This is a genomic window from Acinetobacter sp. 1130196, assembly GCF_000588095.1.
Lineage (GTDB): Bacteria > Pseudomonadota > Gammaproteobacteria > Pseudomonadales > Moraxellaceae > Acinetobacter > Acinetobacter nosocomialis.
The window spans coordinates 66550-92532 of the sequence record NZ_JFWX01000009.1; the positions used below are offsets into that span (position 1 = coordinate 66550).

Sequence of the window (25983 nt, forward strand, 5' to 3'; positions counted from 1 at the left end):
TCATGAAACAAGCACTGTTAGTTATCGATGTACAAAATGATTATTTTAAAAATGGCAAAATGGAATTGGTTGGTCCAGATCAAGCGCTCGATAAAATAAAACAGCTCGAGCAATATTTTATCGAAAAAGATTTACCGATTATTTATGTGCAACATATTAACCCGCCACAAGCCAGTTTTTTTCAAGAAAATACAGATGGGGTTTTACTTCATCCCGAACTGCATGTTCATAATGATTCATTGGTTGTAACTAAGCATTATCCCAATAGTTTTTTAGAAACTAATTTAGAAGAACTTTTAAAAGCACACCAAATTGATCAACTCGTGATTACAGGCATGATGACACATATGTGTATTGATTCAGGGACACGTGCAGCCAAAGAGCTTGGCTATCAACCTATCTTAATTGCAGATGCCACCGCAACACGTGATTTAAGCTATGCTGGAAAAACCGTAAAAGCTGAAGACGTGCAAATAGCTTTTTTAACTGCGCTTAGTACATTTGCAAATGTACAAAATACGACTGACTTTTTAGCAAGCTCTTAATGGCGCTTAATAAAAAAGCCCCCTTAGGGGCTTTTTTAGAGATTATTTTTGTCTATCGGGATAAACCGTGGCAATTAACTGCTCTACTACAGCAGGTTCAGCTAAGGTTGAGGTATCGCCCAAACTATCAAGCTCGTTTGCCGCAATCTTTCTTAAAATACGGCGCATGATTTTGCCAGAGCGCGTTTTAGGTAATGCTGGTGCCCAATGCAATGCATCTGGTGAAGCTACTGGCCCGAGTACTTTACGTCCCCAGTTAATTAACTCTTTACGCAGCTCTTCCGATTCTGGAACACCCGCCTGTAAGGTCACGAAAGTACAAATACCTTGTCCTTTAATATCATGCGGCATACCCACCACGGCTGCTTCTGCTACTGATTCATGCGAAACAAGAGCACTTTCAATTTCAGCCGTACCTAGACGGTGGCCTGAAACGTTTAAGACATCGTCAACACGACCTGTAATCCAGTAATAACCATCTTCATCACGGCGGGCGCCATCACCTGTAAAATAAGTATTTTTGAAGGTTGAGAAATACGCTTCAATAAAGCGATCTGGGTCACCCCAAATGGTACGCATCTGACCTGGCCATGAATCTTTAATCACAAGGTTACCTTCAGCTGCACCTTCTAACTCATTACCTTCACCATCTACAATGGCCGGTTGAATACCAAATAAAGGACGCGTTGCTGAACCTGGTTTTAAAGCTGTTGCACCCGGTAATGGCGCAATCAAAATACCACCTGTCTCAGTTTGCCACCATGTATCAACAATCGGGCAACGGCCTTCGCCGACAACATTGTAGTACCAGTTCCAAGCCTCTGGGTTAATAGGTTCACCAACCGAACCAAGTAAACGTAAACTGCTACGATTACTTTCACGTACATACGAATCGCCTTCTCGCATCATGGCACGAATCGCGGTTGGCGCTGTATAGAGAATAGAGACTTTATGTTTATCGACTACATGACCAAGACGTGCCCATGTTGGATATTGAGGTACACCTTCAAACATTAAGGTCGTCGTACCATTTGCCAGTGGACCATAAATCAGATAACTATGCCCTGTAATCCAGCCAATATCGGCTGTACACCAATACACATCATCTTGTTTTAAATCGAAGACTTCTTTAAAAGTACTGGTTACATAAACCAGATAACCGCCTGTGGTATGCAACACCCCTTTCGGTTTACCTGTTGAGCCTGAGGTATAAAGAATAAATAAAGGGTCTTCTGCCTTCATTGGTTCTGGAGGACAGTCAGCATCCACCTCCATAATAATAAGGTGATACCACAAATCACGGCCTGACTTCATTTCGATTGGGTTTGCATTACGGTAAACCACAATCACATTTTCAACACATTCGGTACCCGGCAATGCTAAAGCCAAATCGACATTTTCTTTAAGTGGTAACAACTTACCGGCACGTAGGCTTGAGTCTGCGGTAATTACAAGTTTAGCTTGGCTGTCTTCAATACGGCTTGCCAACGAGTCTGGCGAAAAACCACCAAATACCACGCAGTGCACCGCACCAATACGGGCACAGGCCAACATGGCAATTGCAGCCTCAGTCACCATTGGCATATACAGTACAACGCGGTCACCTTTACCAATGCCATATTTCTTCAAAACGTTAGCAAAGCGGCAGACTTCATCGTGTAATTCTTTATAAGAAACGATTTTATGACGAGAAGGATGGTCACCTTCCCAAATAATGGCAGGGTTATGTGGATGTTCTTTAAGATGCCTGTCCAAGCAGTTTGCTGACACGTTCAACTCACCATCAGCAAACCACTCAATTTTGAAATTGTCTTTGTCAAAACTGGTATTTTTAACTTGGGTAAATGGCTTTATCCAATCGACAATTTTAGCTTGCTCTGCCCAGAATTCATCTGGGTTCTCGATAGAGTGTTGATAACGTTTAAAGTAGTCTGCTTCAACAGTACGAGCTGTTTTTTTAAATTCCTCTGGTACTGGATAGATCTCATTCATACGCAACTTCCTTGATCTTGTGCATCCCATCTCGAGACTGTGGCTATTATTTTACTGGATCTTATTTGTATGCCTTTTCAGTATGATGACTCTCTCAAAGTCAAAACAATCCGACTTTGGTCATATATTGACCACTTACTCAAACATACGAAATTGTGAACATTTTTATAAAATTAAGTTGATTTAAAACATTTGTCTATAGCTTTTACTTTTATAATTTTTTTAAGTTTTGATGGTTTTGACCATCAACAAAGTTTATTTTAGCTTTTAGAAGCAGTGCAGGAATAAAATAAGATGTTTGCCGAAACTCCCTCTTCACGACCACCAGAGCTTCCGTTTAAAGATAGTCCTTTTTCAATTCATGGTCGCTTTAACCGCATGAGTTATTTAGGTGGATATGGCCTAATTTATTTAATTACACTTATAGGTTATTTCATTTTAGCTTCCTTTCTTGGAAGTTTTCAGCTTTCAAGCGATCTATTTAATTTTGAGTTTTATAGCTCTCTCTCTGGCGTAAGTGCCTTAGTAATATGGGCTTTTTGGCTGTTTTTGATCTATCTCAATATTATTCTGGTCGTTCGGCGCTTACACGATTTAAATAAAAGTGGCTGGATGGGCCTGCTGTTATTTATTCCGGTGGTTCAGTTCTTTTTTATGATCTATTTATTACTTGCTTCTGGTACTGCAGGCCCAAATCAGTATGGCCCTGTTCGGCCTTCAACCTTTATCGAGAAACTGATGGCTTGGCTTATTTTAATCGCTATTTTAATTAGCCTTATTTCTACCGCAGGCTTTTTTTACTACTTCTCTGGTATCGATACTATTCAAACCCCAACACAAATTTTACAAAAAGGAACGCAATACTTTTAATTAAAAAACACTTTATTATTTAGATGAACTCATTATAGTAGGCGCACATTTTATCTCCTACTATGATGAAAGCTAAAAAAGCTTTCATGAATTTATTTAATTAGAGACTTGTCGTGGCTGATGAACAAAAATCCTTAACGGATGTTGCAAAAAATACAGGCGAACTTTTGCAAGAAGCAGGTACTAAAACCACTCAAACGGTTTTAGCACATACCGAGAAATATCATGATGCCTATACTACTATCGACAAAATCGTAGATAGTTTTTGGGAACGTGTACCTTATATCTGCATTGCGATTACCGTTTTTATTATTTTTTGGCTACTGACCAAATTATTTAAATTCTTTGTGCGTAAGACTTTAGAAAATCGTTCTTATACTCGCCAAAATTTGGTTCTTGTTTTAAACCGTGTCGGTAGTACAGCAATCTTATTCTTTGGTTTCTTAATTGCTTTAGTCATTATGATTCCAGGGTTTACGCCAGGCCAACTCATGAGTGCATTGGGTATTGGTTCGGTCGCAATTGGTTTTGCATTTAAAGATATTTTCCAAAACCTGCTTTCAGGTATTTTGATTTTATTGAGCGAGCCATTCCGTATTGGCGATTCGATTGTAGTGAATTCACTTGAAGGAACTGTAGAAGATATTCAGATTCGTGCAACGTTCCTGCGCTCACCGGATGGCCGTCGTATCGTTATTCCAAATGCAACCGTTTATACGAGTGCTTTAACGGTAAATACGGCTTACCAACAACGTCGCTGTGAGTTCGTAGTCGGTATTGGTTATGATGACGATGAGCAAAAAGCAAAACAAATTATTTTAGATATTCTCAATAATGACCGTAATGTACTCAGCCAACCTGCTTTCTCGGTTAACGTGACAGCTCTAGCAGACTTCTCGGTTAACCTTACGGTACGTTGGTGGATTAATACCACTGAGACAGATATTTCGTCATCTACAAGCACTATTCAAGCTGAAGTAAAACAAGCCTTCAATGCAAATGGCATTAATATTCCTTACCCTATTCAGGAATTAAAAATGGCCGCTAATCATTCGCCATTGAATGCTGAGAACTCAGCTAAATAAACGCCCTAAAATATAAGAAATAGACGTTTCGGTTCTTAAAATACGGTTGCCTAAGCTCATCGCTTGGCAGCCGTTTTTTATGAGTAAATCAACTTCATAAGGAATAAATCCCCCTTCCGGCCCAACCACTACACTACAAGCATAGCCAATATTATTTGGCATACTCTGCTCGGCATAAGGGTGAGCCACGTAGGCAGGAGATTCTTCTGAAATTAGGGTTGGCAAAACGTCTTCAACAAAAGGTTTAAAACGTTTATACATTTGAATTTCAGGAACAATTGTGTCGCCTGCTTGCTCAAGTCCAAGCGTAACGTATTGATCAATTTGCTGTAAAAATGGAGTTTGCCAATAGCTTTTATCAACGCGATAACTATGAATTAGACTTATCTTTTCAACACCTAAAGTCACACTGTCCATAATTAGACGGCGTAAAACTTTTGGTCTTGGCAAAGCCACAATTAAATGAGCTGGAAGTTTTGCTGGTACTGCTTCTTCACGAATAGGGCGTATACGGACTTCGTGCTCATTCATTGAAACAATTTCAGTGATATAACGGACGCCGTTGCGAATACCAACTTTTAGGTTCTGGCCGACCGTGATATCAAGATGTTCACGTAAATGTTGTAATTGACGTTTTGAATGGATAGACCATGTATCCGATTGAACATCTTCAGGCTCTAGTAAAACAATATTCATGATTTTTCGGCCAGATAGCGATTAATCACCCCGATATGTTTTTGTAATGAACCTTGATTACGATGCAATACTTTATGCGCCTGTGCCACTAGCTGTTCAGTCGCCTCAGGCTCTGCCAGACACGCTAGCCAGATATCAACGACCTGCTGTGCATCTTGAGCGATAAGCACAGCATTTTCATAAATGAATTCATCAACAATCGTTTGAAAGTTAAAGTAACGCGGTCCAACCACTGTAGGTACATTTAAAACCATAGGTTCTAAAATGTTATGTCCACCACCCGGCTCATTTAAAGAACCACCTACAAAGCACACCTGACTTAAGGCATACCATAACCAAAGCTCCCCCATGCTGTCGGCTAAATAAACCTGTGTGCTCGCATGGATACTCTGTCCCATACTTCTACGATGCGTAACTAAATTTAAATTTTGGCAAATTTCAAATACTTCGTCGAAACGTTCAGGATGACGAGGCACCACAATACACACCAACTCACGGTCTGAATTTAAATGAGGCACAAGTGCTTCTAAAATTTGTTGTTCTTCAGGTGCATGTGTACTGGCAATCGTCACAACCTGACGGTTTTCCAAATACCACTGCTGATGCAATTGAACAGCTTGCTTAATAAAAGCCTCAGGTGCATGAATATCAAATTTAATATTTCCAACAACCTGACTTTTATGCTCGTCTAAACCAAGTTCGACATAACGCTGACGGGTTGCACTATCTTGTGCTAATACCCAATCGATTTGCTTTAACATACCGGCAGTTAAACTTGAGACTTTACTATAGCCTTTTGCTGACTTTTCAGATAAACGAGCATTAAGTAATAAACATGGTACATGCTGTAATTTGGCTTGATCAATTAAATTTGGCCAAAGCTCAGTTTCAACTAATGCTAAAAGTCTCGGTTTGTATGATTCGAAGAATTGTTTTAAAAGAGGCTTTTGATCTACAGGCAAATAAACTGCTTGGAATAAATCTAAATATGGCTCTTTTAAAAAAAGTGACTTAGCGCGTGCCTGACCAGTTTTTGTAGTATTGGTCACTAAAACTGGCTGGCCTAGTTTGAGATAGTGCTCAATAAGTGGCTGCGCAGCATTGGTTTCTCCAACTGAAACCGCATGAAACCAGATGGCTTTTATATTTTTCGGATCTTCAAACGGCCCAAATCGTTCCAGACATTCCTGATGATATAATTCCAGACTTTCTGCACGTCTTTTTATTCGCCAACGATAAAAAGGTTTTAATAAATGGAGTGCTGTGTTGTACCAAAATGGGGTCGCCAAGCGGTTTGCCTCAAATAGTCAAAATTTAAAAACTGGGGAAAATATAACATAGATAAAAAAAATGGCAGAGTTTCGATACCTAAACTCTACCATATACAAGAAAAGTCATTGACTGAACTCACAAAAGAGCAAGTTCAGCACATAGTAAATCTAAATAAAATAATGATTTTAAGAAGCTTCTAAAGCAGGATAGTCCGTATAACCTTCAGCACCTTTAGCATATAAAGTCGTTGGTTGAAGCTCATTTAATGGTAGACCTTGCTCTAAACGTTGTAATAGATCAGGGTTAGCAATATAAGCCTTACCAAAAGATACAGCATCTGCCTGACCTTCACGCAAAATACGTTTTGCTGATTCTGGTGTCAGGTTTTCATTAGCAATCCATACACCATTAAATTTTTGACGTAATTGTGGACCGATACTATCGGCTGCTTCATATTCACGAGAGAAAATGAAAGCTACATTACGTTGACTCAATTGCTCAACCACATAACCGAATGTTGCTAATGGGTTTTCATCACCCATATCGTGTGAATCGCCACGCGGTGCAATATGTACACCTACTCGGCCAGCGCCCCACACCTCAATAAAGGCATCAACTACTTCTAATAATAAACGAGCGCGGTTTTCAACCGGACCACCATACTCATCATCACGCTGGTTGGTATTACTTTGAAGGAACTGGTCAATTAAATAACCATTTGCAGCGTGTAACTCAACACCATCAAAACCTGCTGCTTTAGCCAGCTCTGCTGAATGTTTATACTGAGCAACAACTTCTTTAATTTCTTCAATCGAAAGCGCACGTGGTTTTACATATGGGCGCTTAGGACGTAATAAACTCACTTCACCCGCAGGTTGAATCGCACTTGGTGCAACAGGAATATCGCCATCCAAAAGTTCAGGATCTGAAATACGGCCCACATGCCAAAGTTGAACTACAATTTTTGAACCTTGCGCATGAACTGCTTCAATAATCTTGTTCCACGCTTGTGCCTGCTCTTGTGACCATAGTCCTGGAGTGTCTGCATAACCCACAGTTTTTGAACCAATAACTGTTGCTTCAGTGAGAATGAGACCAGCATTTGCACGTTGCTGATAATATTCCACCATTAAGTCGTTTGGAACACGGCTTTCGCCACTACGTGCACGTGTTAATGGGGCCATTACCAGTCGATTTTTAATTTCAAAATCACCAACTGTTAAGGGAGTATTGAGTTCAGCCATGATCGCCTCGACTTACACTTTATTTGTTTTAAAGTGTTTGTTTTAAATGTTCGATATATTGCTGAATCAAAGCTTCGTTACGTGAAAAATAAGACCATTGTCCATATTTTTGGACCTGAATGAGACCTGCCTGCTGTAATACAGACAAATGATTGGACATGGTAGACTGAGCTACTTTACCCAAACGTTCAATATGACCTGCGCAAACCCCTTTTTCAAAACTACCACCACACTCTTCTACCGGTAAATAATGCGCAGGTTCTTTTAACCATTGCAGAATCTGCCGACGCAGAGGATTGGCTAGGGCTTTGCTAATTGCATCAATATCCATAGGCTCAACACGTCTTTTAAACGAACAAAGCTTCGTTCAGCATTTCGAAAACATAATATCGCATTTTTTCGATATTCATATCCATTTTTTTCGATATTCATATCGTATTTTTCCGATTAACTTCCGATCACTGAACTGCTTTGCCGTTTTAATCGCTAAAAATTTAAGAGTTTTAGAGAACTAAAAGTTCAAAAGACTCTTATAACCCCTGCTTTAAACTCGCTTCGATGAAACGATCAAGGTCACCGTCAAGAACTGCACCAGTGTTTGAGTTTTCAACACCTGTACGTAAGTCCTTAATACGAGAGTCATCAAGTACATAAGAACGAATTTGGCTACCCCAACCAATATCAGACTTCGAGTCTTCAAGTGCTTGAGCTGCTTCATTACGTTTTTGCATTTCTAGTTCATACAATTTTGCACGTAACTGTTTCCATGCATGATCACGGTTCGCATGTTGTGAACGCTGGTTTTGACACGCAACCACAATACCAGATGGAATGTGCGTCAAACGAACTGCTGAATCTGTTTTGTTAATGTGCTGACCACCTGCACCAGATGCACGGTAAGTATCAGTACGAACATCAGAAGGATTAATATCGATTTCGATATTGTCATCAACTTCTGGTGAAATAAATACCGCAGAGAATGAAGTATGACGACGGTTACCACTGTCGAATGGTGATTTACGCACTAAACGGTGTACACCAGATTCTGTACGTAACCAACCGTATGCATATTCACCTTCAACGCGAATCGTTGCAGATTTGATACCTGCTACATCACCATCAGATACTTCCATAAGTTCTGCTTTAAAACCGTGACGTTCAATCCAGCGCATATACATACGTAATAACATTGAAGCCCAATCTTGTGCTTCTGTACCGCCTGAACCTGCCTGAATCTCGACATAGCAAGGATTCGGGTCCATTGGGTTGCTAAACATACGGCGGAATTCAAGTTTTGCTAATTCTTCTTCGGCAGCGCCAAGCTCAGATTGGACATCTACCAGCAAGCTTTCATCATCAGCCTCAACAGCTAAATCGAGCATTGCTTTGGCATCTTCAAGCTGTGTAGACAAGCCATCTAATACATTAATAACGTTTTCTAGTTCGCCCTTTTCTTTTGCCATTGCCTGAGCACGGTTTTGATCATTCCAGATCGCAGGGTCTTCTAACTCACGTAAAACTTCTTCTAAACGTTCTTTTTTCAGATCGTAGTCAAAGATACCCCCGTAGTGTTTGGCTACGATCAGTTAAGTCTTTCAATTGGTTTAGATAAGGATTAATTTCCACGCGAGTGTTCCCATAAAAACAGATAAACAGTCGAATATTTTATCATAGCTATGGTTATCTTCGAACCTGCTTTAATTTATAACTGTCATTTCAATTTATAAATTTTTTAATTTTCTTTCAGAAGATTTTAAGCTTAATTCGTAACATCCCCATACAAAATTGGGTACTTTTCCAGCATTTTTGAATTTCTACACAAAATCTCCTCAATTTTAATAAAATAAAACATTATGTTTTTATTATTTAAAATCAATATATTAAATTAAATATAGTTACAGAAAAAGCACATGGTTACAGTCCGGTTACTTGCCCAAGATTGACGGTAAATGTTTTTGCTCTAGACTAAAAGTTGTAACAAAACATTTATAAAATCGTTTTTAAGAGGGGAGAGATTCCATGAAAAAACTAGCAATTGCATCAGCTCTTTTATCTGCACTTGCAGTAAGTGGCGCAGCAAACGCTTACCAAGCTGAAGTTGGTGGTTCTTACACTTATCTTGATCCAGATAACGGCAGCAGCGTAAGTAAATTTGGTGTTGATGGGACTTATTATTTCAACCCTGTTCAAACACGTAATGCACCGCTTGCTGAAGCAGCATTCTTAAACCGTGCAAGCAACGTTAACGCACACGTTAACTATGGCGATAACAGCGGTACTAAAGATACTCAATATGGCGTAGGCGTTGAATACTATGTTCCTAACACTGACTTCTACCTTAGCGGTGATGTAGGCAGAAATGAACGTGAAATCGACAACACAAACTACGATCAAAAAGTTACAACTTATGCTGCTGAAGTAGGTTACTTACCAGCACCAGGTTTGTTACTTGCTTTGGGTGTTAAAGGTTATGACGAAAAAGACGGTAAAGACGGCGCAGATCCTACCGTTCGTGCGAAATACGTAACTCAAGTTGGTCAACATGACGTAAACCTTGAAGCGTATGGTGCGTTTGGTGACCTTGACGAATATAAAGTGCGTGGTGACTACTACATCGATAAAACTTTAAGTTTAGGTGTGGACTACTACAACAATGACTTAACTGATAAAGACGAATGGGGCATTAATGCTAAAAAATTCTTAAATCAGCAAGTAAGTCTTGAAGGTCGTATTGGTTTCGGTGATAACGACAACACTTATGGTGTTCGTGCAGCATACCGCTTCTAATCTTACCTAGATTTAAAAAATCCGCTCAATTGAGCGGATTTTTTTATTGATTTAAATGCACAATTCGTAGCTGTAAGCTCACATTGCCATTAAAAACATTACGGTCTATTTCATAAACTAAATGTACATGATCACGCATTGGATCAAACTCGAAGCGGCCGGCTGCGTTAAAAGCAATCGCATCGAAACTGTATTGATCTATCGCTAGTCTAAGTTTCAGGTGTGTCTCTTTGAGCCAACGGAAATCGATAACTTTAAAATTTCCCTCAAATTGAGGCAGTGGAAATTTTTGTCCCCATGGCCCTAACTGCTCAATCCAGTTCAAGGTATCTAACTGCAAAGCAGAGACAGGTAACTCACCATCAGTCCATAATGTCGCTTGAAAGATTGATTCATCCATCGCAGCGACACAATCATTAAATACTGTCTTAAAAGCTTCAAAGTTTTCTTTACGAATCGTAAGGCCGGCTGCCGCAGCATGTCCACCAAAATGGCTGACCAACTCAGGATGTTGTTCAGCAACTTGCTCAATAGTATTTCGAATGTGAACACCATCGATTGAACGTGCTGAGCCCTTAATATGAATGCCATCCTCATCGGGTGCAAAAACAATCGTTGGCCGATGAAATTGCTCTTTCAAACGCCCCGCGACAATCCCGATGACACCTTGGTGCCAGTTTTCTTCAAATAGAACAAGCGCCGGTGGGATATCCTGTTGTGAAAGCTGCAAATTATCTAAAGCCGATAAAGCTTGTTGTTTCATCTCCCCTTCAACTTGGCGGCGGTCTATATTTAGCTGATTTAATTGTTGAGCAATTGGATAAGCAGTTTCCATCGAATCTGCTAATAAACACTCGATCCCAATGCGCATGCTCTCCATGCGCCCTGCTGCATTAATCCGTGGTCCAAGCACAAAACCTAAGTCTTGCGCACGTATTGAAGTTGCTTCCCGACCAGCAATATCGAGTAAAGCTAAAATCCCTACTCGACACTGATGTTGCTGAATACGTTTTACACCGGCATCAACCAAAATACGGTTGTTATAATCCAAAACAGCAACATCGGCATAAGTTCCCAAAGCGACTAAATCTAAATATTGAGTCACTTTACTTGTGCTTTTGCCTTGTCTATTGCGTAGACTCGCCAAATTGGCAAGTACATAAAAAGCAACGCCAACACCGGCAAGCGCCTTACTTGGAAACTCACATCCTAATTGGTTCGGGTTTACTACCGCCTCAGCAAGCGGGGTTTCTTTGGTCGTTAAGTGATGATCGGTAATAATTACTTGCATGCCTAAGGCATGTGCTGCATCAACACCAGCATGGCTGGAAATTCCATTATCTACCGTAATTAATAGATCGGGTTGATAAGTTTGATAAGCAAGCTCAGCAATGGCTGGAGTAAGGCCATAACCATATTTGAAACGATCTGGTACCAGATAGTCGACTTTTGCTCCCATATCGCGAAGCACGAGCATCATTAAAGCAGTGCTAGTTGCACCATCAGCATCATAGTCCCCTACAATAACTATTTTTTTCTGCTCATCGATGGCTTGGTCCATTAATGCGACAGCAGCGTCCAACCCTTTGAGCTCTGGAGCAAGCAGGTTCTTAAGTTTTAGCTCTAATTCTTGTTCAGATTGCACCCCACGTCTTGCCAAAATCTCGGCAATAAACGGAGGCACGCCCTGAAACTGTTCAGGGCGCGTCAATAAAGGTCTTTGTTTAATTTGTATTTTTGTCATTTAAGGCATCAGTCGGTGCAATGTCCATTGACCGTCGATTTTTTCATAACTCAAGCGGTCATGTAAACGATTTGGTCGTCCTTGCCAGAATTCATAATAGTCCGGTTGCAGACGATATCCGCCCCAAAACTCTGGCTTATCGAGTACTTCACGGCTTTGAACTTGTTGTTGCAAGTCTTGAAAACGCTGTTGCAACAACTCTCGGCTTTCTATCTTACCGCTTTGCGGTGTACTGATATGAGCTGCAATCTGGCTATCACGTGGACGCTTATGATAATAGTCGGTAGATTCCTGTTCAGGAATTTTGACGACATGACCACCCACTCGTACCTGACGCTCTAAGCTAGGCCAATAAAATAACAGTTCAGCATAGGGATTTTCTGCCAAATCTGCCCCTTTCTGACTGTCATAGTTGGTATAGAAATCATAACCTGCTTCTGTCGCACCGCGTAACAATACAGTTCTGACATGTGGACGACCGCTAGCGCTCGCAGTTGCTAAAGACATCGCATATGGTTCGTGCAAGTTGGCGGCTAAGGCATGATTAAACCAACCTAAGAATTGTTCGTGCGGATTACTCGCGACTTGTGTTTCGTACAATTCACCTTGTTCATAGCTTAAACGTAATTCACTTAAGTCTTTAATGACGTCACTCATGCCATACACCTTATGCAACTTGCGCTTGTGAACGGACTGCATTTGCTAAATGTTCAGCCAAAGCATTCACTTCTTGTTCGTCATCGCCTTCAACCATGACACGAATGACTGGCTCAGTTCCAGACTTACGAACTAAAATACGTCCACGTCCTTTAAGCTGTTCTTCTGCTTTATTGAACTCAGTCACTAATGCTGGAATGGAGTATGGATCAAGCATTTGTTCTAAACGTATATTTACAAGCACTTGTGGGAATAATTTAAAGTCCTGAACCAATTCATGGAGCGCTTTATTTTGCTCAACCATTACAGTTAACACTTGAAGTGCTGCAATAATCGCATCACCTGTTGTGCTCTTATCTAACGTTAAAATATGTCCAGATGGTTCTCCACCTGTGACCCATCCATTTTCATCTAATGCTTGTAATACATAGCGGTCACCAACTTTTGCACGAACAAAGCCAACGTTTGCTTTTTCAAGTGCAATTTCAAGCGCCATATTACTCATAACAGTACCAACAATACCTACTGGCTTGTTTTTCGCTTGAGTCGCCAAAATATATAAGATGTGGTCACCATCAATTAAGTTCCCAAACTTATCAACCATCACGACACGGTCGGCATCGCCATCAAAGGCAATTCCTAGATCAGCTTCTTGCTCAACTACTGCTTTTTGTAAACTTTCTGGGTGAGTCGAACCACAGTTTTCATTAATATTTAAACCATCTGGTTCGTTGTACAGAGCAACAACTTTGGCACCTAACTCACGGAAAACTGAAGGCCCAACGCTATAAGCTGCACCATGTGCACAATCCACAACAATTTTTAAATTATTTAAATCGAAGTGATATGGAAATGTAGACTTACAAAATTCAATGTAACGACCATTTGCATCATTTACACGAACACTTTTACCTAAGTTCGCAGTGTCATCAATAAATAACTCTTTTTCTAATTCTTTATTAATTTCTTCCTGTAATGCATCTGGTAATTTTTTACCTTCACTTGAGAAAAATTTAATTCCATTATCAAAATAAGGATTATGTGATGCAGAAATAACAATACCTGCATGCGCATGTAAGGCACGGGTAAGATGTGCAATAGCCGGTGTCGGCAATGGTCCAAGTAAGTGAACATATACGCCAGCAGCGTTTAATCCCGCCTGCAAAGCAGACTCTAAAATATAGCCAGATAAACGTGTATCTTTTCCTAATACCACAAGCGGTTTATTTTTTGGACTCGTTCGTTTTAATACCTTCCCTGCGGCGAACCCGAGTTTTAAAGCAAACTCTGGTGTAATCGGCATTTGCCCAAATTTTCCACGAATACCATCCGTTCCAAAATAACTCATAGCTTATCTCATTTTACGCCACTTCAGCCGTGGCTCATTTCATATATGGCTATTCTGCCATATCTATTTTCATCAGATTTACTTTACACCAAAAACAAAAAGCCGTCAGTGTACTGACGGCTTTCTTACTTGATTTGGTTACTAAAATCTAACCAACACGATAGTTCGGAGCTTCTTTAGTAATCGTTACATCATGAACATGTGACTCAGACATGCCCGCTGAAGTAATTTTCACAAATTTCGCATTTTGGCGAAGGTCTTCAATCACTGATGAACCTGTATAGCCCATAGATGAACGTAAACCACCCATCATTTGATGAACGATATTACCCATTGGGCCTTTATATGGAACACGACCTTCAATTCCTTCTGGTACTAACTTTTCAGCACCTGCTTTTGAATCCTGGAAGTAGCGGTCAGCAGAACCTGTCGCTCCAGCCATTGCACCTAATGAGCCCATACCACGATATGCTTTGTAGTAACGGCCTTGGAAGAATTCAACCTCACCAGGCGCTTCTTCAGTACCCGCTAGAAGTGAACCAACCATGATTGTGCTTGCACCCGCACCGATCGCTTTTGCCATATCGCCAGAGAAACGGATACCGCCATCTGCAATTAGAGGAATTTGATCTTTAAGTGCATTAGCAACGCTGTCAATCGCAGAAATTTGCGGCATACCAATACCTGCCACAATACGTGTCGTACAGATAGAACCAGGACCAATACCTACTTTTACAGCATCTGCGCCTGCATCTAATAATGCCAATGCAGCATCACCAGTTGCGATATTACCGCCAATCACTTGGACTTGAGGGAAGTTTTGTTTTACCCAACGTACACGTTCAATAACACCAGCAGAGTGGCCGTGTGCTGTATCAACAACAATGACGTCAACACCAGCTTCAACCAATGCTTCTACACGACTTGGTGTTTCAACGCCTGTACCTACCGCAGCACCAACACGTAAACGACCAAGATCATCTTTACAACTATTTGGATAACTCTCAGCTTTACGGAAGTCAGTTACCGTAATTAAACCTTTAAGTTCGTTGTTTTCGCCAACGACCAAAACTTTTTCAATGCGATGCTTTTGCAATAATGCTTGAATATTTTCTTTAGACTCGCCTTCACGCACAGTCACCAAACGATCTTGGCCTGTCATGATGTTGCTAACAGGTTGTTCCAAGTTAGTTTCAAAACGTGTATCACGGCCTGTCACAATACCAACAACCTTGCCGTCTTTAACAACAGGTACACCGCTAATGTTATTAGCGCTGGTAATTGCAATAAGTTCACGTACTGTGGTTTCTGGGGTTACAGTGATTGGATCTTTCACCATACCCGCTTCGAATTTTTTCACACGGCGTACTTCTGCAGCTTGAGCAGCAATATCCATGTTTTTGTGCAAAATCCCGATACCACCATTTTGCGCCATTGCAATCGCCATACGTGACTCAGTCACCGTATCCATTGCAGCTGAAACTAATGGGATATTTAAGTGAATGCCGCGAGTTAAACGTGTCTTTAAAGAGACATCTTTTGGGAGAACAGTAGAGTAGGCAGGAAGTAATAAGACATCATCGAAGGTTAGCGCTTCTTGAACGATGGTCAGCATAACAATCTCACTGGTAAATTCCGTGAGCTATTATAAACAAATTTCAATGCAATTTTCATATTATCTTTGCCTTTTTCAGCAATAGATATTTACCTACTCTAAATATTTCTCACTTATTATCGTGTTAGCTCATATTTAACTCACCTGATCATAATCATGATCATTTTCTGAATCTGCTGGGCTTACCTCAATCAAAGGAATCAATTGGTGCGCCAAGCGTGCTTTATTACACTGTTCATCTGCAATCTGTACTTCTTTACAGGTAGAACTACGCACAGCATAAATAGAACAACCTACCTCTTTACCAATTTCACCTGTTAGAGCCTGACATCGTGGCTGAGCTTGATTGGTTCCACGCATACACGAATAAACGGGTGTTAAAGGTTCAACGAGATGTTCATCCATTAACTCGGCCTCAGCCCAATAAAATGAAACCCGAAAATGTGCACAACACGCCCCACAGCGTAGGCACTCATCTGGAGTCGCAACTTGAGATAACATTTTTATTCAAATTCTCGTCATCAAAAATTTTTTTCTATGGCGCAAAATCCTAAAAAAATTTCAAATTGGACTCAAGATATTGAAGATAACTTTTTATGTCGGACAGCTAAAAATTTGCTCAGTCATTAAATCTACGCCGCATGGTAAGGTCTCAATCCAGTCTAAAAACTGATTAATCATTTCTTTACCAATAAATGGAGTACCATGCTGAGGTACAATCATCTCAATATCCATTTGACGGACCATGTTGACCCATAAACGAATAACTTTATTGGAGCACATATAGCGCTGATGAAAAGCCTTCATTTTCATCACATGGGCATCAAAATCTTTGAGAGGCTGACTTGCATCCTCCACAATAGAAGCCCCCATATCACCAGAAAATAAAATCTTGGCAACTGGATCATAAAACTGAAAATTACCTACCGAATGTAGGAAATGGGCCGGAACCATGACAAGCTTTGATTCGCCTAGTTGAATCACTTGACCACGATCTGGTAGCTCAATTAGACGATCTTCCCAATTTCCTTTCATACGCTCACTCATAAATGATGAATTTAAGTGAGGTAAAAATCGTGCCCACAATTTAGAGGCCACCACCTTAGCATCGGTATAAACCAGCCAACGAGGCATTGAAGTAATAATATCTGGGTCCTGATGTGAAGCGATTACATAGTCCAAATTTTTAAGACGAGTATATTTATTAAGTTCCATCGTCAATGGAACGTAGGTCAAGTCGCCACCTGGGTCAATAACGGCTGCTCGTTCATGATCAATAATTAAAAATTGATTGGCTTGTATGCCTTCCCCTTTGACCAAACTGGTAAAACTAATACATTTATGTACGCCATTATCAAATAATATCTGTGATGTTGTTTTTTCAAACCCCATACAATTCCCCAAAAAAATTTTAAATATTAGATATTTTTATATCCCTACTAAAATAAAGGGATTCTAAAGTGCTTGCAATGAATTAATTGATATTTCTCATAATATTTTAAAATAGATTTTACTTTTCTTATTCTAGAAATGAATCATCAAGAAATTGAGTAATCCTCTAACATTTTCTTAAATAAGCTATATCGTAAAGTTTAACTTCTTCAAAGCTCAAAAAAAACGCACTCTTCATGAATGCGTTTTTATACAAATTGAAAATAACTTAGAAGAAATAATGTTGTACTAGCGTAGAAACACCTACAATGAAGAAAATAGCTGCACCAATTTTATGAATCAGTGAGATAGAGAGACGTTCAGCTAATTTATTACCAATAAATACAGCTGGTGCATTGGCAATCATCATACCTAATGTTGTACCTAGCATCACCCAGAAAATACTGTCATAGCGTGCAGCTAAAGCGACTGTCGCAATTTGGGTTTTATCACCAATTTCTGCTAAGAAAAATAAAATAAAGGTTGCCCCAAAAACACCAAATTTTTGCCATTTATTAATACTATCGGTTTCATCATCGAGCTTATCCGGAATAAGCATCCAGAATGCCATACCAATGAAACCAACAGCGAGTACCCAGACTAAAATTTCAGGGCTTAGAACTGTGGTAATCCATTGTCCAAGCACAGCAGAAATACCATGATTAATAAGTGTTGCTAAAAGAATCGCAATTAAAATAGGAATTGGCTTACGGAAACGCGCAGATAGTAAAAGTGCCAACAATTGAGTTTTATCGCCCATTTCAGCGAGGGCAACAATCGAGGTAGAAATCAGAAATTCTTGCATGTCGGTTCTCTGGCTAGCATAAATGCCTATGACCTACCCCTCCTGCTAGCCAAATATCATAAAATGATTGCAGAGTGGTAAATCAAAGGTCTTGCCAACTCAGAAACGATGAGACGTTTAAGCTATGATGACCATGTTCTGTTGAACAATTATGTTGACCATCACCTATTCACCTTTGCTGTGAATAGCGGCTACTCCCCAATGAAGTATGCGTCTATTATATTCAAGTCAGTCGATTTTTCAAACTTTCAAGTAACAAATTTTATCCACGCCCACACGACTAATCGTGCAATACCTAATATCACTGCAAAATAAGCACTTATATGAATAAAACCAATAGGGCTACTGCTCGTTCCAGCCTGATATTCAAAAGGCAAAATCAAAGTAGCAACAAACACCTCAAAACCCATCACCACATAAGTCATCCATTCCCAGGGGAAGTGTAAAATACTGACCCATAATCCCATCAATAAAAACACAATCAATAGTAAGGGCAACATAATTTTCAGAAAACCCAACATTTACTACTTCTCCTTTATGTAATAACGAGAAATTTTTCCTCACTCTCGATAAATCCTGCTTAATGTGTAGATTAACCTAAAAATTAAGTCAAACAGACATTAAAACAAAACCCCGCCGAAGCGAGGTTTTAGTATGTTCTTTCAAAGCATTAGATTAATAAAGTACGAATATCTTTAAGAAGTTTCGTAAGTTTATTTGTAAAGCGAGCTGCATCCGCACCATTAATTACACGGTGGTCATAAGACAATGACAACGGCAACATTAAGCGTGGATCAAAGTCTTTACCATTCCATACAGGCTGCATCGTTGCAGGTGAAATACCCAAAATTGCAACTTGTGGCCAGTTAACTAGTGGGGTAAATGCTGTACCGCCAATTGAACCTAAGCTTGTAATCGTGAAGTTAGCACCTTGTAAATCTTTCGGTGTTAATTTCTTATCACGCGCTTTTTTACTGAGCTCACCTAATTCAACAGCAATTTGCTTAATTGATTTTTGGTCAGGATTACGTAGTACAGGTACTGTCAAACCATCTGGAGTTGCAACAGCAATACCCATATGGATTTCATTACGGAGTAATACAGATTTCTGATCATCTGCCAAGTGACCCGCGAAATAAGGCTCTTCTTTCAACAAGTGTGCTACAGCTTTTGCAATAAATGCCAAAATTGTTAGGCTCACACCTTGTTTCTTAAAGCCGTCTTTCAACTCACCACGCCAAGCTTCTAACTCAGTAATATCTGCAAGGTCAAACTGAGTTACTTGTGGAATGTAATTGTTTAAAGACAACTGCGGAATTGATACTTGCTGCAGACGCGTCAGTACTTTTTCTTCCACGCCACCAAAAGCAGTAAAGTCAGGAAGCTTTGGTAAACCCGAAACTGCTGGTGCAGCCGCAGCAACTGGTGCCGCTTGTGGTGCCGTTAAACGACTCTTCACATAAGCAAAGATATCTTCTTTAACTACACGGCCATGCTCACCAGAAGTTTTAACTTGTGACAAAATCACGCCAAGTTCACGAGCAAGCTTACGAACAGCAGGACCTGCATATACTTTAGCGTTTTCTGCTTCTTGCTCTTTCGTTAACTTATCAGTGCCAGATGTAGGCGCCGCAGGTGCAGACTGTGTTGTAGCAGGAGCAGCTGCTTTAGGTGCTGCTGCCTGTGGAGCTGCGGCTGCTTCTGCTTTTGCCGCTGGTGCAGCAGCAGGTGCTTGGCCTTCAGCTTCAATTGTTGCAAGCAATATACCTTGTGAAACTTGTTGGCCTGCTTGCAAGTGAATTGCTTTTACAACACCAACAACGGTACTTGGAACTTCCACAGTTGCTTTATCTGATTCAACTACAACAAGGCTTTGGTCTACATCAACTTTATCGCCAACTTGTACTAAGATTTCAGCAACAACTGCTTTATCTACGCCCAAGTCAGGAACATTGATATCAACTGGACCAGATTGAGTAGCAGCTGCCGCAACAGTTTCTTGCTTTGTAGCAACTGGTTCAGCGGCTGCAGCTGGAGCTGGTGTAGTAGCAGGAGCTTCTGCTTGCGCATTAGATGCAGCTGCTGTTTTCACTTGAATAAGAACAACACCTTCTTTAACGGTATCGCCTTCTTTCACTTGAATACTTTCTACAGTACCAGCAACGCTACTTGGAACTTCCACAGTTGCTTTATCTGACTCTACAACAACAATACTTTGTTCAACATCGATCTGGTCACCCACTTTAACGAGGATTTCACCAACCAATGCTTTTTCAACGCCAATGTCAGGTACAGTCACTTCAACAGTAGAAGTTGATGTAGAGGCAGCAGGTTGAGCTGAAGCTTGAGTTTGCTGTGCAGGTGCTGGAGCAGCTGGCTTTTCAGCCGCAGGAGCTGGTGTTGGTTCCGGAGCTGCTTGTGCCGCACCTTCTGCTTCGATCTCAATCAAAGCAACACCTTCAGTCACATCATCACCTTGATTAATCAAGATGCTTTTTACGACACCTGCTGAAGTGCTAGGCACTTCAACAGTTGCTTTATCAGACTCAAGCACAACGATACTGTCGTCAACTTCAACACGGTCGCCAACTTTTACTAAAATTTCAGCGACGTTTGCTTTATCTACACCAATATCAGGGGTCTTAATTTGCATGCTTAGTTCCCCTCACCTGTTTGCGTTTCATTGTATTCAGCAACTGGCTGAACTTCCGGATGTGCTTGTGGAGCCCATGCAACCGGACGGTCAGTATCTAACTCAAAGTTAGAAATTGCATCTTTCACCAAACGTGCGTCTACTTCACCTTCGTCAGCTAATTTTTTCAAAGTAGCAACAACAATGTGGGCAGCATCAACACCAAAGAAACTACGTAAGTTCGCGCGTGTATCTGAACGGCCGTAACCATCTGTACCTAATGCAACAAATGGGCGACCATCTGGAAGATACGCACGGATTTGTTCGCTATAAGCACGCATATGGTCGGTAGCAGAAACTACGATACCTTCCGTACCACGTAATTGTTTAGATACCCAAGATTCCTTAACTTCTTCAGCAAGTGGGTGTAGGCGGTTGTATTCTTCACATGCCATACCATCACGTGCTAACTCATTGAAGCTTGTTACACTCCAAACATTTGAATGGATTTGGTATTCATCACGTAAGATTTTCGCAGCTTTAATCACTTCGCGAAGGATTACACCTGAACCAAGTAACTGGACAGTTGCTTTTTCATCTTTCTCGAATAAATACATACCACGTTTAATGCCTTCTTCAACGCCCTCTGGCATTTCAGGATGCTCGTAGTTCTCATTCATTACTGTTAAGTAATAGAACACACGCTCTTGGTTCACATACATGCGTTGTAAACCATCATGTACAATTACCGCTAACTCATAACCAAAACATGGGTCATAAGACACGCAGTTTGGAATCGTGTTTGCCAAGATATGTGAATGACCGTCTTGGTGCTGTAAACCTTCACCGTTCAATGTCGTACGGCCTGCAGTCGCGCCTAACAAGAAACCTTGAGCTTGTGCGTCACCCGCAGCCCATGCAATATCACCAATACGTTGGAAACCAAACATTGAGTAATACATGTACATTGGAATCATTGGCAAGTTATTAGTTGAATAACTTGTCGCTAACGCAGCCCATGCACTCATCGCACCTGCTTCGTTGATCCCTTCTTGTAACATGTGACCGTCTTTTGCTTCACGGTAATGCATTAACTGTTCTTGGTCTTCTGGCGTGTATTTTTGGCCGTGAGCAGCATAAATACCAAGCTGACGGAACATACCTTCTAAACCAAAAGTACGTGCTTCATCTGGAACGATTGGCACTACGCGGTCTTTAATCGCTTTTTCTTTAAGTAAAGCAGCAATTAAACGAACCATCACCATAGTAGTTGATTGCTCTTTGCCACCCGAACCTTTCAACACTGCATCAAATACAGATAATTCAGGAATTGCTAAAGATTCACTCTCACGACGACGTGCAGGCAGGTATCCACCTAAAGCTTCACGACGTGCTTTCATATATTTCATTTCTGGAGAGTTTTCACTTGGGCGATAGAATGGAAGCTCTTCTAATTGCTCATCTGAAAATGGAAGATTGAAACGGTCACGTACATATCTTAAAGAGTCAATTTGCATCTTTTTGATTTGGTGTGTTTTGTTTACCGCTTCAATTTCTTCAGACAAACCATAACCTTTAATGGTTTTCGCCAAGATCACTGTTGGTTGGCCTTTCGCTTTCATCGCTTCTGCATATGCAGCAAAAACTTTGTAAGGGTCATGACCACCACGGTTTAACGCATCAATATCTTCATCGCTTAAATCTTTTACAAGTTCCGCAGCTTCTGGGTACTTACCAAAGAATTTTTCACGTGTATACGCGCCACCTTTTACTTGATAACGTTGATAGTCACCATCAACAGCTTCTTCCATACGTGCTTTTAATGCACCGCTTGTATCTTTAGCAAGTAGTGGATCCCAATGACGGCCCCATACTACTTTAATGACACGCCAGCCTGCGCCACGGAAGATCGATTCAAGTTCTTGAATAATTTTACCGTTACCACGTACAGGACCATCTAGACGCTGTAAGTTACAGTTCACTACCCAAATTAAGTTATCAAGCTTCTCACGACCAGCCAGTGAGATGGCACCTAAGCTTTCTGGCTCATCCATCTCGCCATCGCCGAGGTATGCCCAAACTTTACGATCTTCTTCTTTGATCAGGCCACGGTTCATCAAATATTTTTGAATGTGCGCTTGATAAATCGACATGATTGGACCAAGACCCATTGATACAGTTGGGAACTGCCAATAGTCCGGCATTAAATACGGATGTGGATAGCTTGGTAAACCGTTACCGCCAACTTCACGGCGGAAATTACTTAACTGTTCTTCAGTTAAACGTCCTTCAAGGAATGAACGTGCATAAATACCAGGAGCACAGTGTCCTTGGTAATAAATCATATCTCCGCCAAAGTTATCGCTGTTTGCGCGGAAGAAATGGTTAAAACCTACGTCATATAATGTTGCACTTGATGCGAAGCTCGCCAAGTGACCACCTAAATCATCACCTGTTTTATTCGCGCGAAGTACCATTGCTAAGGCATTCCAACGAATCAATGCACGAATACGGCGTTCCATATCTTGGTCGCCTGGCATTGCAGGTTGTTCTTCAACAGAAATTGTATTTAAGTAAGGTGTATTGAGACGTTGAATTGGAACATGCTTAGCAATTGCTTGTTGGTAAAGTTTTTCCAACAAGAATGCCGCTCGCTCAGTTCCCATATGTTGTAAAACTGAATCGAATGCATCTTGCCATTCTTGGGTTTCTTGTGCGTCGGAGTCACCGTAAAACGCCATAATTCACCTGTTCCTTGTTCTCTAATCTACTTTGTATTTTTATCACGTTTTGCCCCTCTCAAGTTATTGCCACGGGTGAATGTGAGGGGGCTCTATTATTTTCTGAATGAATAGTCATTGACCGAGCAGTAAACAAAATAACAAAAAAACGCCAATATTGGCGTTTTTTTATACGATCATTGCGTTAAGAAAGGTTTATGTTCATTTCAGATTCATAAATTTAATAACCTTGAACTTTTATGAAACTCTATTAAGGCAACATTGCTAAGTAAGTTGATGGATTCTTACGTTGACCATCTTTAACTACTTCATAATGTAAATGCGGTCCTGTACAACGACCTGTACAACCCACATTGGCAATATGATCACCAGCAGAAACCTGATCACCCACACGAACCATTAAACGTGAAGCGTGTGCATAGCGTGTTAAATAACCATTACCGTGGTTAATTTCAACATATTGACCATAACCTGTACCCCAACCTGATTTAGTTACAATACCAGGACCAGTTGCATAGATCGGTGTACCACTTGGCGCAGACATATCCAAACCACCATGATGCTCTGCACGACCACCCATGGTACGGCCACCAAAGTTAGAAGAAACACGTACGCTATCCGGAAGAGGATGAGAAACTAACCAAGAATAAGGATTTGAAGAAGAGGCATTAAAAGAATTTTTTGCAGTCGTATGACCATATTTTTTTGCCAGTGAGTCATTGTTGAGCTCAACTGTTTTTGGGCGTAAAGTGACTGAAACTTTAGCACTTGCCGGAAGATCTAAATCATCAGGATGCGTATATGAACCTTGAGATAATGTTTTTGATAACTGTTCCAATCGATCTGAGTCAGTAGATTGGTTAATATTTTGATAATCTGCAAAAGCAACCGATGCTGCCGAAGCGGCAAGTGAAAACGCTAATAAAATACGACGCGTGTGCATAAAAACCTCTTGAAACTGTTCTTACTCAAGTTCCTTATGATCTCTTCCTTGATATCGGTTGAAATGAACGCTTAAGATTAGGACAAGAAACCATTCGAGAACGATCAATGTCTAAACCCGATAACGTTTTTCAACAATCCGGAAAACACATAAAAACAGGAAACCTTACGTTTCTAACAACGCAAGTCGCGCAATGGCAAAGACTTACGAAAATAATCCAACCCTTATTGCCCCAACCGGAACAATGGCAGGTCGTGTGTTATCAAAATGGCACTTTAATTATTACTGGTGAAAATCAGGCAATGATTAGTCAACTCAGCTATTTACAGAGCCAATATATATCTAAATTATCTCAACTTGAAGGACTAAAAGACCTACAAAGAATTCAAGTTCGCTTAAGAAATAAAACTATTCCTACAGCGCCCCCATCTGAGCCTTCTAAATCCATCCCCCCGGAAACACAAGAAATGTTACGTAGTGCTGCCGACTTCGTGAGCGACCCTAAGCTTAGCCAAGCTTTACTACGTTTGGCAAGCAATAAAAAATGATGAGCTTTCTATTCCTTAATTAGAATCGTTCTTATTATGTGATTAAAATCACAGTTTTTATTGTTACATTATAACATAGCCAAATAAAGACAATGACTTATGTCACACTCACGTATGGAATTGGACAGTCTTTCTCGTCATTAAATGTTACAATTTCATAATTACTCGGATCACTTTGAACATTGCGTAATAGCTGATTATTTAAAGCATGTCCTGATTTATAGCCATCGAACTTGGCAATAATTTGATGACCAAGTAAATACAAATCACCTACTGCATCTAAAATTTTGTGACGAACGAATTCATCGGCAAATCGTAGGCCTTCTTCGTTCACAACACCTGTATCATCTACACCAATGGCATTGTCTAGACTTGCCCCTAAAGCTAAATTATTTGCTTTGAGGTAATCTAAATCCTTCATAAAACCAAAAGTACGTGCCTCACTGACTTCATACACAAAGGTTTCAGTAGAAAAATCGATAGTCGCAGATTGATATTCTTTTGCAAAGGCAGGATGATCAAAATCAATCGTAAAGTTGAGTTGAAAACCATTATGTGGTCTAAAAATCGCTTTTTTATCATCAATTAAAGCTTCAACTGGCTTTAATATTCTTATAAATTTTTTCGGGGCATCTTGTTCACGCAAGCCACCTTGCATTAACAAATAAATAAATGGTCCAGCACTACCATCCATAATGGGGACTTCAGATGCTGACACTTCCACGATTAAATTATCAATTCCTAAACCGGCAATCGCACTCATCACATGCTCAATGGTACCTACTTTAATATCACCAGTAACAAGGTTTGAACACATGAATGCTTCTTGAATCAGCAATGCATTAGCAGGAATATCGACAGGTGGATCTAAATCGATACGGCGAAATACAATACCTCCATCCACGGTATGTGGAATGAAATTGATCATCACTTTTTGACCGCTATGAAGACCTATTCCACTCGCTTTTACCACACGATTGAGAGTACGCTGTTTCACCATGCTTTGTAACTTCTTTTTTAAAACCGCT

23 protein-coding genes and 1 riboswitch are annotated in these 25983 nt (G+C 40.4%); of the genes, 5 read left to right on the plus strand and 18 right to left on the minus strand.

The window, feature by feature from the left end; translation table 11 throughout:
- Positions 1-2 precede the first annotated feature (2 nt).
- On the plus strand, positions 3-545 hold the full coding sequence (locus J671_RS10915; RefSeq protein WP_004711510.1) for a cysteine hydrolase family protein: 543 nt from the start codon (positions 3-5) through the stop codon (positions 543-545).
- 42 nt (positions 546-587) lie between these two features.
- Here J671_RS10915 and acs read toward each other — a convergent pair whose 3' ends face one another.
- Complete coding sequence (gene acs, locus J671_RS10920) at positions 588-2537, minus strand: acetate--CoA ligase (RefSeq protein WP_031982264.1); 1950 nt, start codon at positions 2535-2537, stop codon at positions 588-590.
- A gap of 294 nt (positions 2538-2831) precedes the next feature.
- On the opposite strand from acs, the gene J671_RS10925 reads away from it, so the two are divergent.
- Both J671_RS10925 and J671_RS10930 read left to right on the plus strand, forming a co-directional pair.
- Positions 2832-3407 carry a DUF805 domain-containing protein gene (locus J671_RS10925; RefSeq protein WP_031982265.1) on the plus strand — a complete coding sequence of 192 codons (576 nt, stop codon included), beginning with the start codon at positions 2832-2834 and terminating at the stop codon, positions 3405-3407.
- Between the two features lie 113 nt (positions 3408-3520).
- On the plus strand, positions 3521-4492 hold the full coding sequence (locus J671_RS10930) for a mechanosensitive ion channel family protein (protein ID WP_002053811.1): 972 nt from the start codon (positions 3521-3523) through the stop codon (positions 4490-4492).
- On the opposite strand, the gene J671_RS10935 is transcribed toward J671_RS10930, so the two are convergent.
- The 5 genes from J671_RS10935 to prfB all read right to left on the minus strand — a co-directional run bounded on the left by J671_RS10935 (position 4481) and on the right by prfB (position 9330).
- The gene (locus J671_RS10935; RefSeq protein WP_031982267.1) at positions 4481-5188 is read right to left on the minus strand and encodes a 16S rRNA (uracil(1498)-N(3))-methyltransferase; all 708 of its coding nucleotides are present in this window, start codon (positions 5186-5188) and stop codon (positions 4481-4483) included. The genes J671_RS10930 and J671_RS10935 overlap by 12 nt on opposite strands.
- On the minus strand, positions 5185-6477 hold the full coding sequence (locus tag J671_RS10940) for a 3-deoxy-D-manno-octulosonic acid transferase (protein ID WP_031982268.1): 1293 nt from the start codon (positions 6475-6477) through the stop codon (positions 5185-5187). Before J671_RS10940 ends, J671_RS10935 begins: the two co-directional genes overlap by 4 nt.
- A 168-nt stretch (positions 6478-6645) precedes the next feature.
- Positions 6646-7704, minus strand: coding sequence for an alkene reductase (locus tag J671_RS10945; RefSeq protein WP_004711502.1), 1059 nt, complete (start codon positions 7702-7704; stop codon positions 6646-6648).
- 28 nt (positions 7705-7732) lie between these two features.
- Complete coding sequence (locus J671_RS10950) at positions 7733-8035, minus strand: ArsR/SmtB family transcription factor (RefSeq protein ID WP_002053977.1); 303 nt, start codon at positions 8033-8035, stop codon at positions 7733-7735.
- Between the two features lie 199 nt (positions 8036-8234).
- A protein-coding gene (gene prfB / locus J671_RS10955) for a peptide chain release factor 2 (RefSeq protein ID WP_099143691.1) occupies positions 8235-9330 on the minus strand; the annotation gives its coding sequence in 2 pieces (ribosomal slippage) (positions 8235-9257 and positions 9259-9330; 1095 coding nt in all).
- Between the two features lie 393 nt (positions 9331-9723).
- Here prfB and J671_RS10960 point away from each other — a divergent pair.
- Complete coding sequence (locus J671_RS10960; protein ID WP_002053751.1) at positions 9724-10491, plus strand: putative porin; 768 nt, start codon at positions 9724-9726, stop codon at positions 10489-10491.
- Between the two features lie 43 nt (positions 10492-10534).
- On the opposite strand, the gene recJ is transcribed toward J671_RS10960, so the two are convergent.
- The 11 genes from recJ to J671_RS11010 form a co-directional block, all read right to left on the minus strand.
- A complete protein-coding gene (recJ, locus tag J671_RS10965; protein WP_031982269.1) occupies positions 10535-12235 on the minus strand; it encodes a single-stranded-DNA-specific exonuclease RecJ in 1701 nt (566 codons plus the stop codon).
- Positions 12236-12892 (minus strand): pyridoxamine 5'-phosphate oxidase, encoded by a 657-nt coding sequence (gene pdxH, locus J671_RS10970; protein WP_006580832.1) that lies wholly within the window; start codon positions 12890-12892, stop codon positions 12236-12238.
- 10 nt (positions 12893-12902) lie between these two features.
- Positions 12903-14240 (minus strand): phosphoglucosamine mutase, encoded by a 1338-nt coding sequence (gene glmM, locus J671_RS10975; protein ID WP_023188062.1) that lies wholly within the window; start codon positions 14238-14240, stop codon positions 12903-12905.
- Between the two features lie 148 nt (positions 14241-14388).
- Positions 14389-15855 carry an IMP dehydrogenase gene (gene guaB, locus J671_RS10980; protein WP_002053986.1) on the minus strand — a complete coding sequence of 489 codons (1467 nt, stop codon included), beginning with the start codon at positions 15853-15855 and terminating at the stop codon, positions 14389-14391.
- 135 nt (positions 15856-15990) lie between these two features.
- Positions 15991-16356, minus strand: coding sequence for a YkgJ family cysteine cluster protein (locus tag J671_RS10985; protein ID WP_002053785.1), 366 nt, complete (start codon positions 16354-16356; stop codon positions 15991-15993).
- 93 nt (positions 16357-16449) lie between these two features.
- Positions 16450-17247, minus strand: a complete 798-nt coding sequence (locus J671_RS10990; protein WP_004711495.1) for an MBL fold metallo-hydrolase — start codon at positions 17245-17247, stop codon at positions 16450-16452.
- Positions 17248-17515: 268 nt separating this feature from the next.
- Positions 17516-18091, minus strand: coding sequence for a TMEM165/GDT1 family protein (locus tag J671_RS10995; protein WP_004711493.1), 576 nt, complete (start codon positions 18089-18091; stop codon positions 17516-17518).
- 15 nt (positions 18092-18106) lie between these two features.
- A riboswitch (yybP-ykoY riboswitch) is annotated at positions 18107-18303 on the minus strand.
- 36 nt (positions 18304-18339) lie between these two features.
- Positions 18340-18612: a hypothetical protein gene (locus J671_RS0104395; protein WP_031953548.1), complete on the minus strand. Its 273-nt coding sequence runs from the start codon at positions 18610-18612 to the stop codon at positions 18340-18342.
- 149 nt (positions 18613-18761) lie between these two features.
- Positions 18762-20744 carry a 2-oxo acid dehydrogenase subunit E2 gene (locus tag J671_RS11000; RefSeq protein ID WP_031982271.1) on the minus strand — a complete coding sequence of 661 codons (1983 nt, stop codon included), beginning with the start codon at positions 20742-20744 and terminating at the stop codon, positions 18762-18764.
- 2 nt (positions 20745-20746) lie between these two features.
- Positions 20747-23464, minus strand: a complete 2718-nt coding sequence (aceE, locus tag J671_RS11005) for a pyruvate dehydrogenase (acetyl-transferring), homodimeric type (protein ID WP_002053926.1) — start codon at positions 23462-23464, stop codon at positions 20747-20749.
- Positions 23465-23714: 250 nt separating this feature from the next.
- The gene (locus J671_RS11010) at positions 23715-24407 is read right to left on the minus strand and encodes a M23 family metallopeptidase (protein WP_031982272.1); all 693 of its coding nucleotides are present in this window, start codon (positions 24405-24407) and stop codon (positions 23715-23717) included.
- 107 nt (positions 24408-24514) lie between these two features.
- Here J671_RS11010 and J671_RS0104400 point away from each other — a divergent pair, with 107 nt between their 5' ends.
- Entirely contained in the window at positions 24515-24955 is a 441-nt protein-coding gene (locus J671_RS0104400) for a DciA family protein (protein WP_004711488.1), read from the plus strand.
- A 97-nt stretch (positions 24956-25052) separates the two neighbouring features.
- Here J671_RS0104400 and lpxC read toward each other — a convergent pair whose 3' ends face one another.
- Positions 25053-25955 carry a UDP-3-O-acyl-N-acetylglucosamine deacetylase gene (gene lpxC, locus J671_RS11015; RefSeq protein ID WP_031982274.1) on the minus strand — a complete coding sequence of 301 codons (903 nt, stop codon included), beginning with the start codon at positions 25953-25955 and terminating at the stop codon, positions 25053-25055.
- Between the last annotated feature and the right edge of the window lie 28 nt (positions 25956-25983).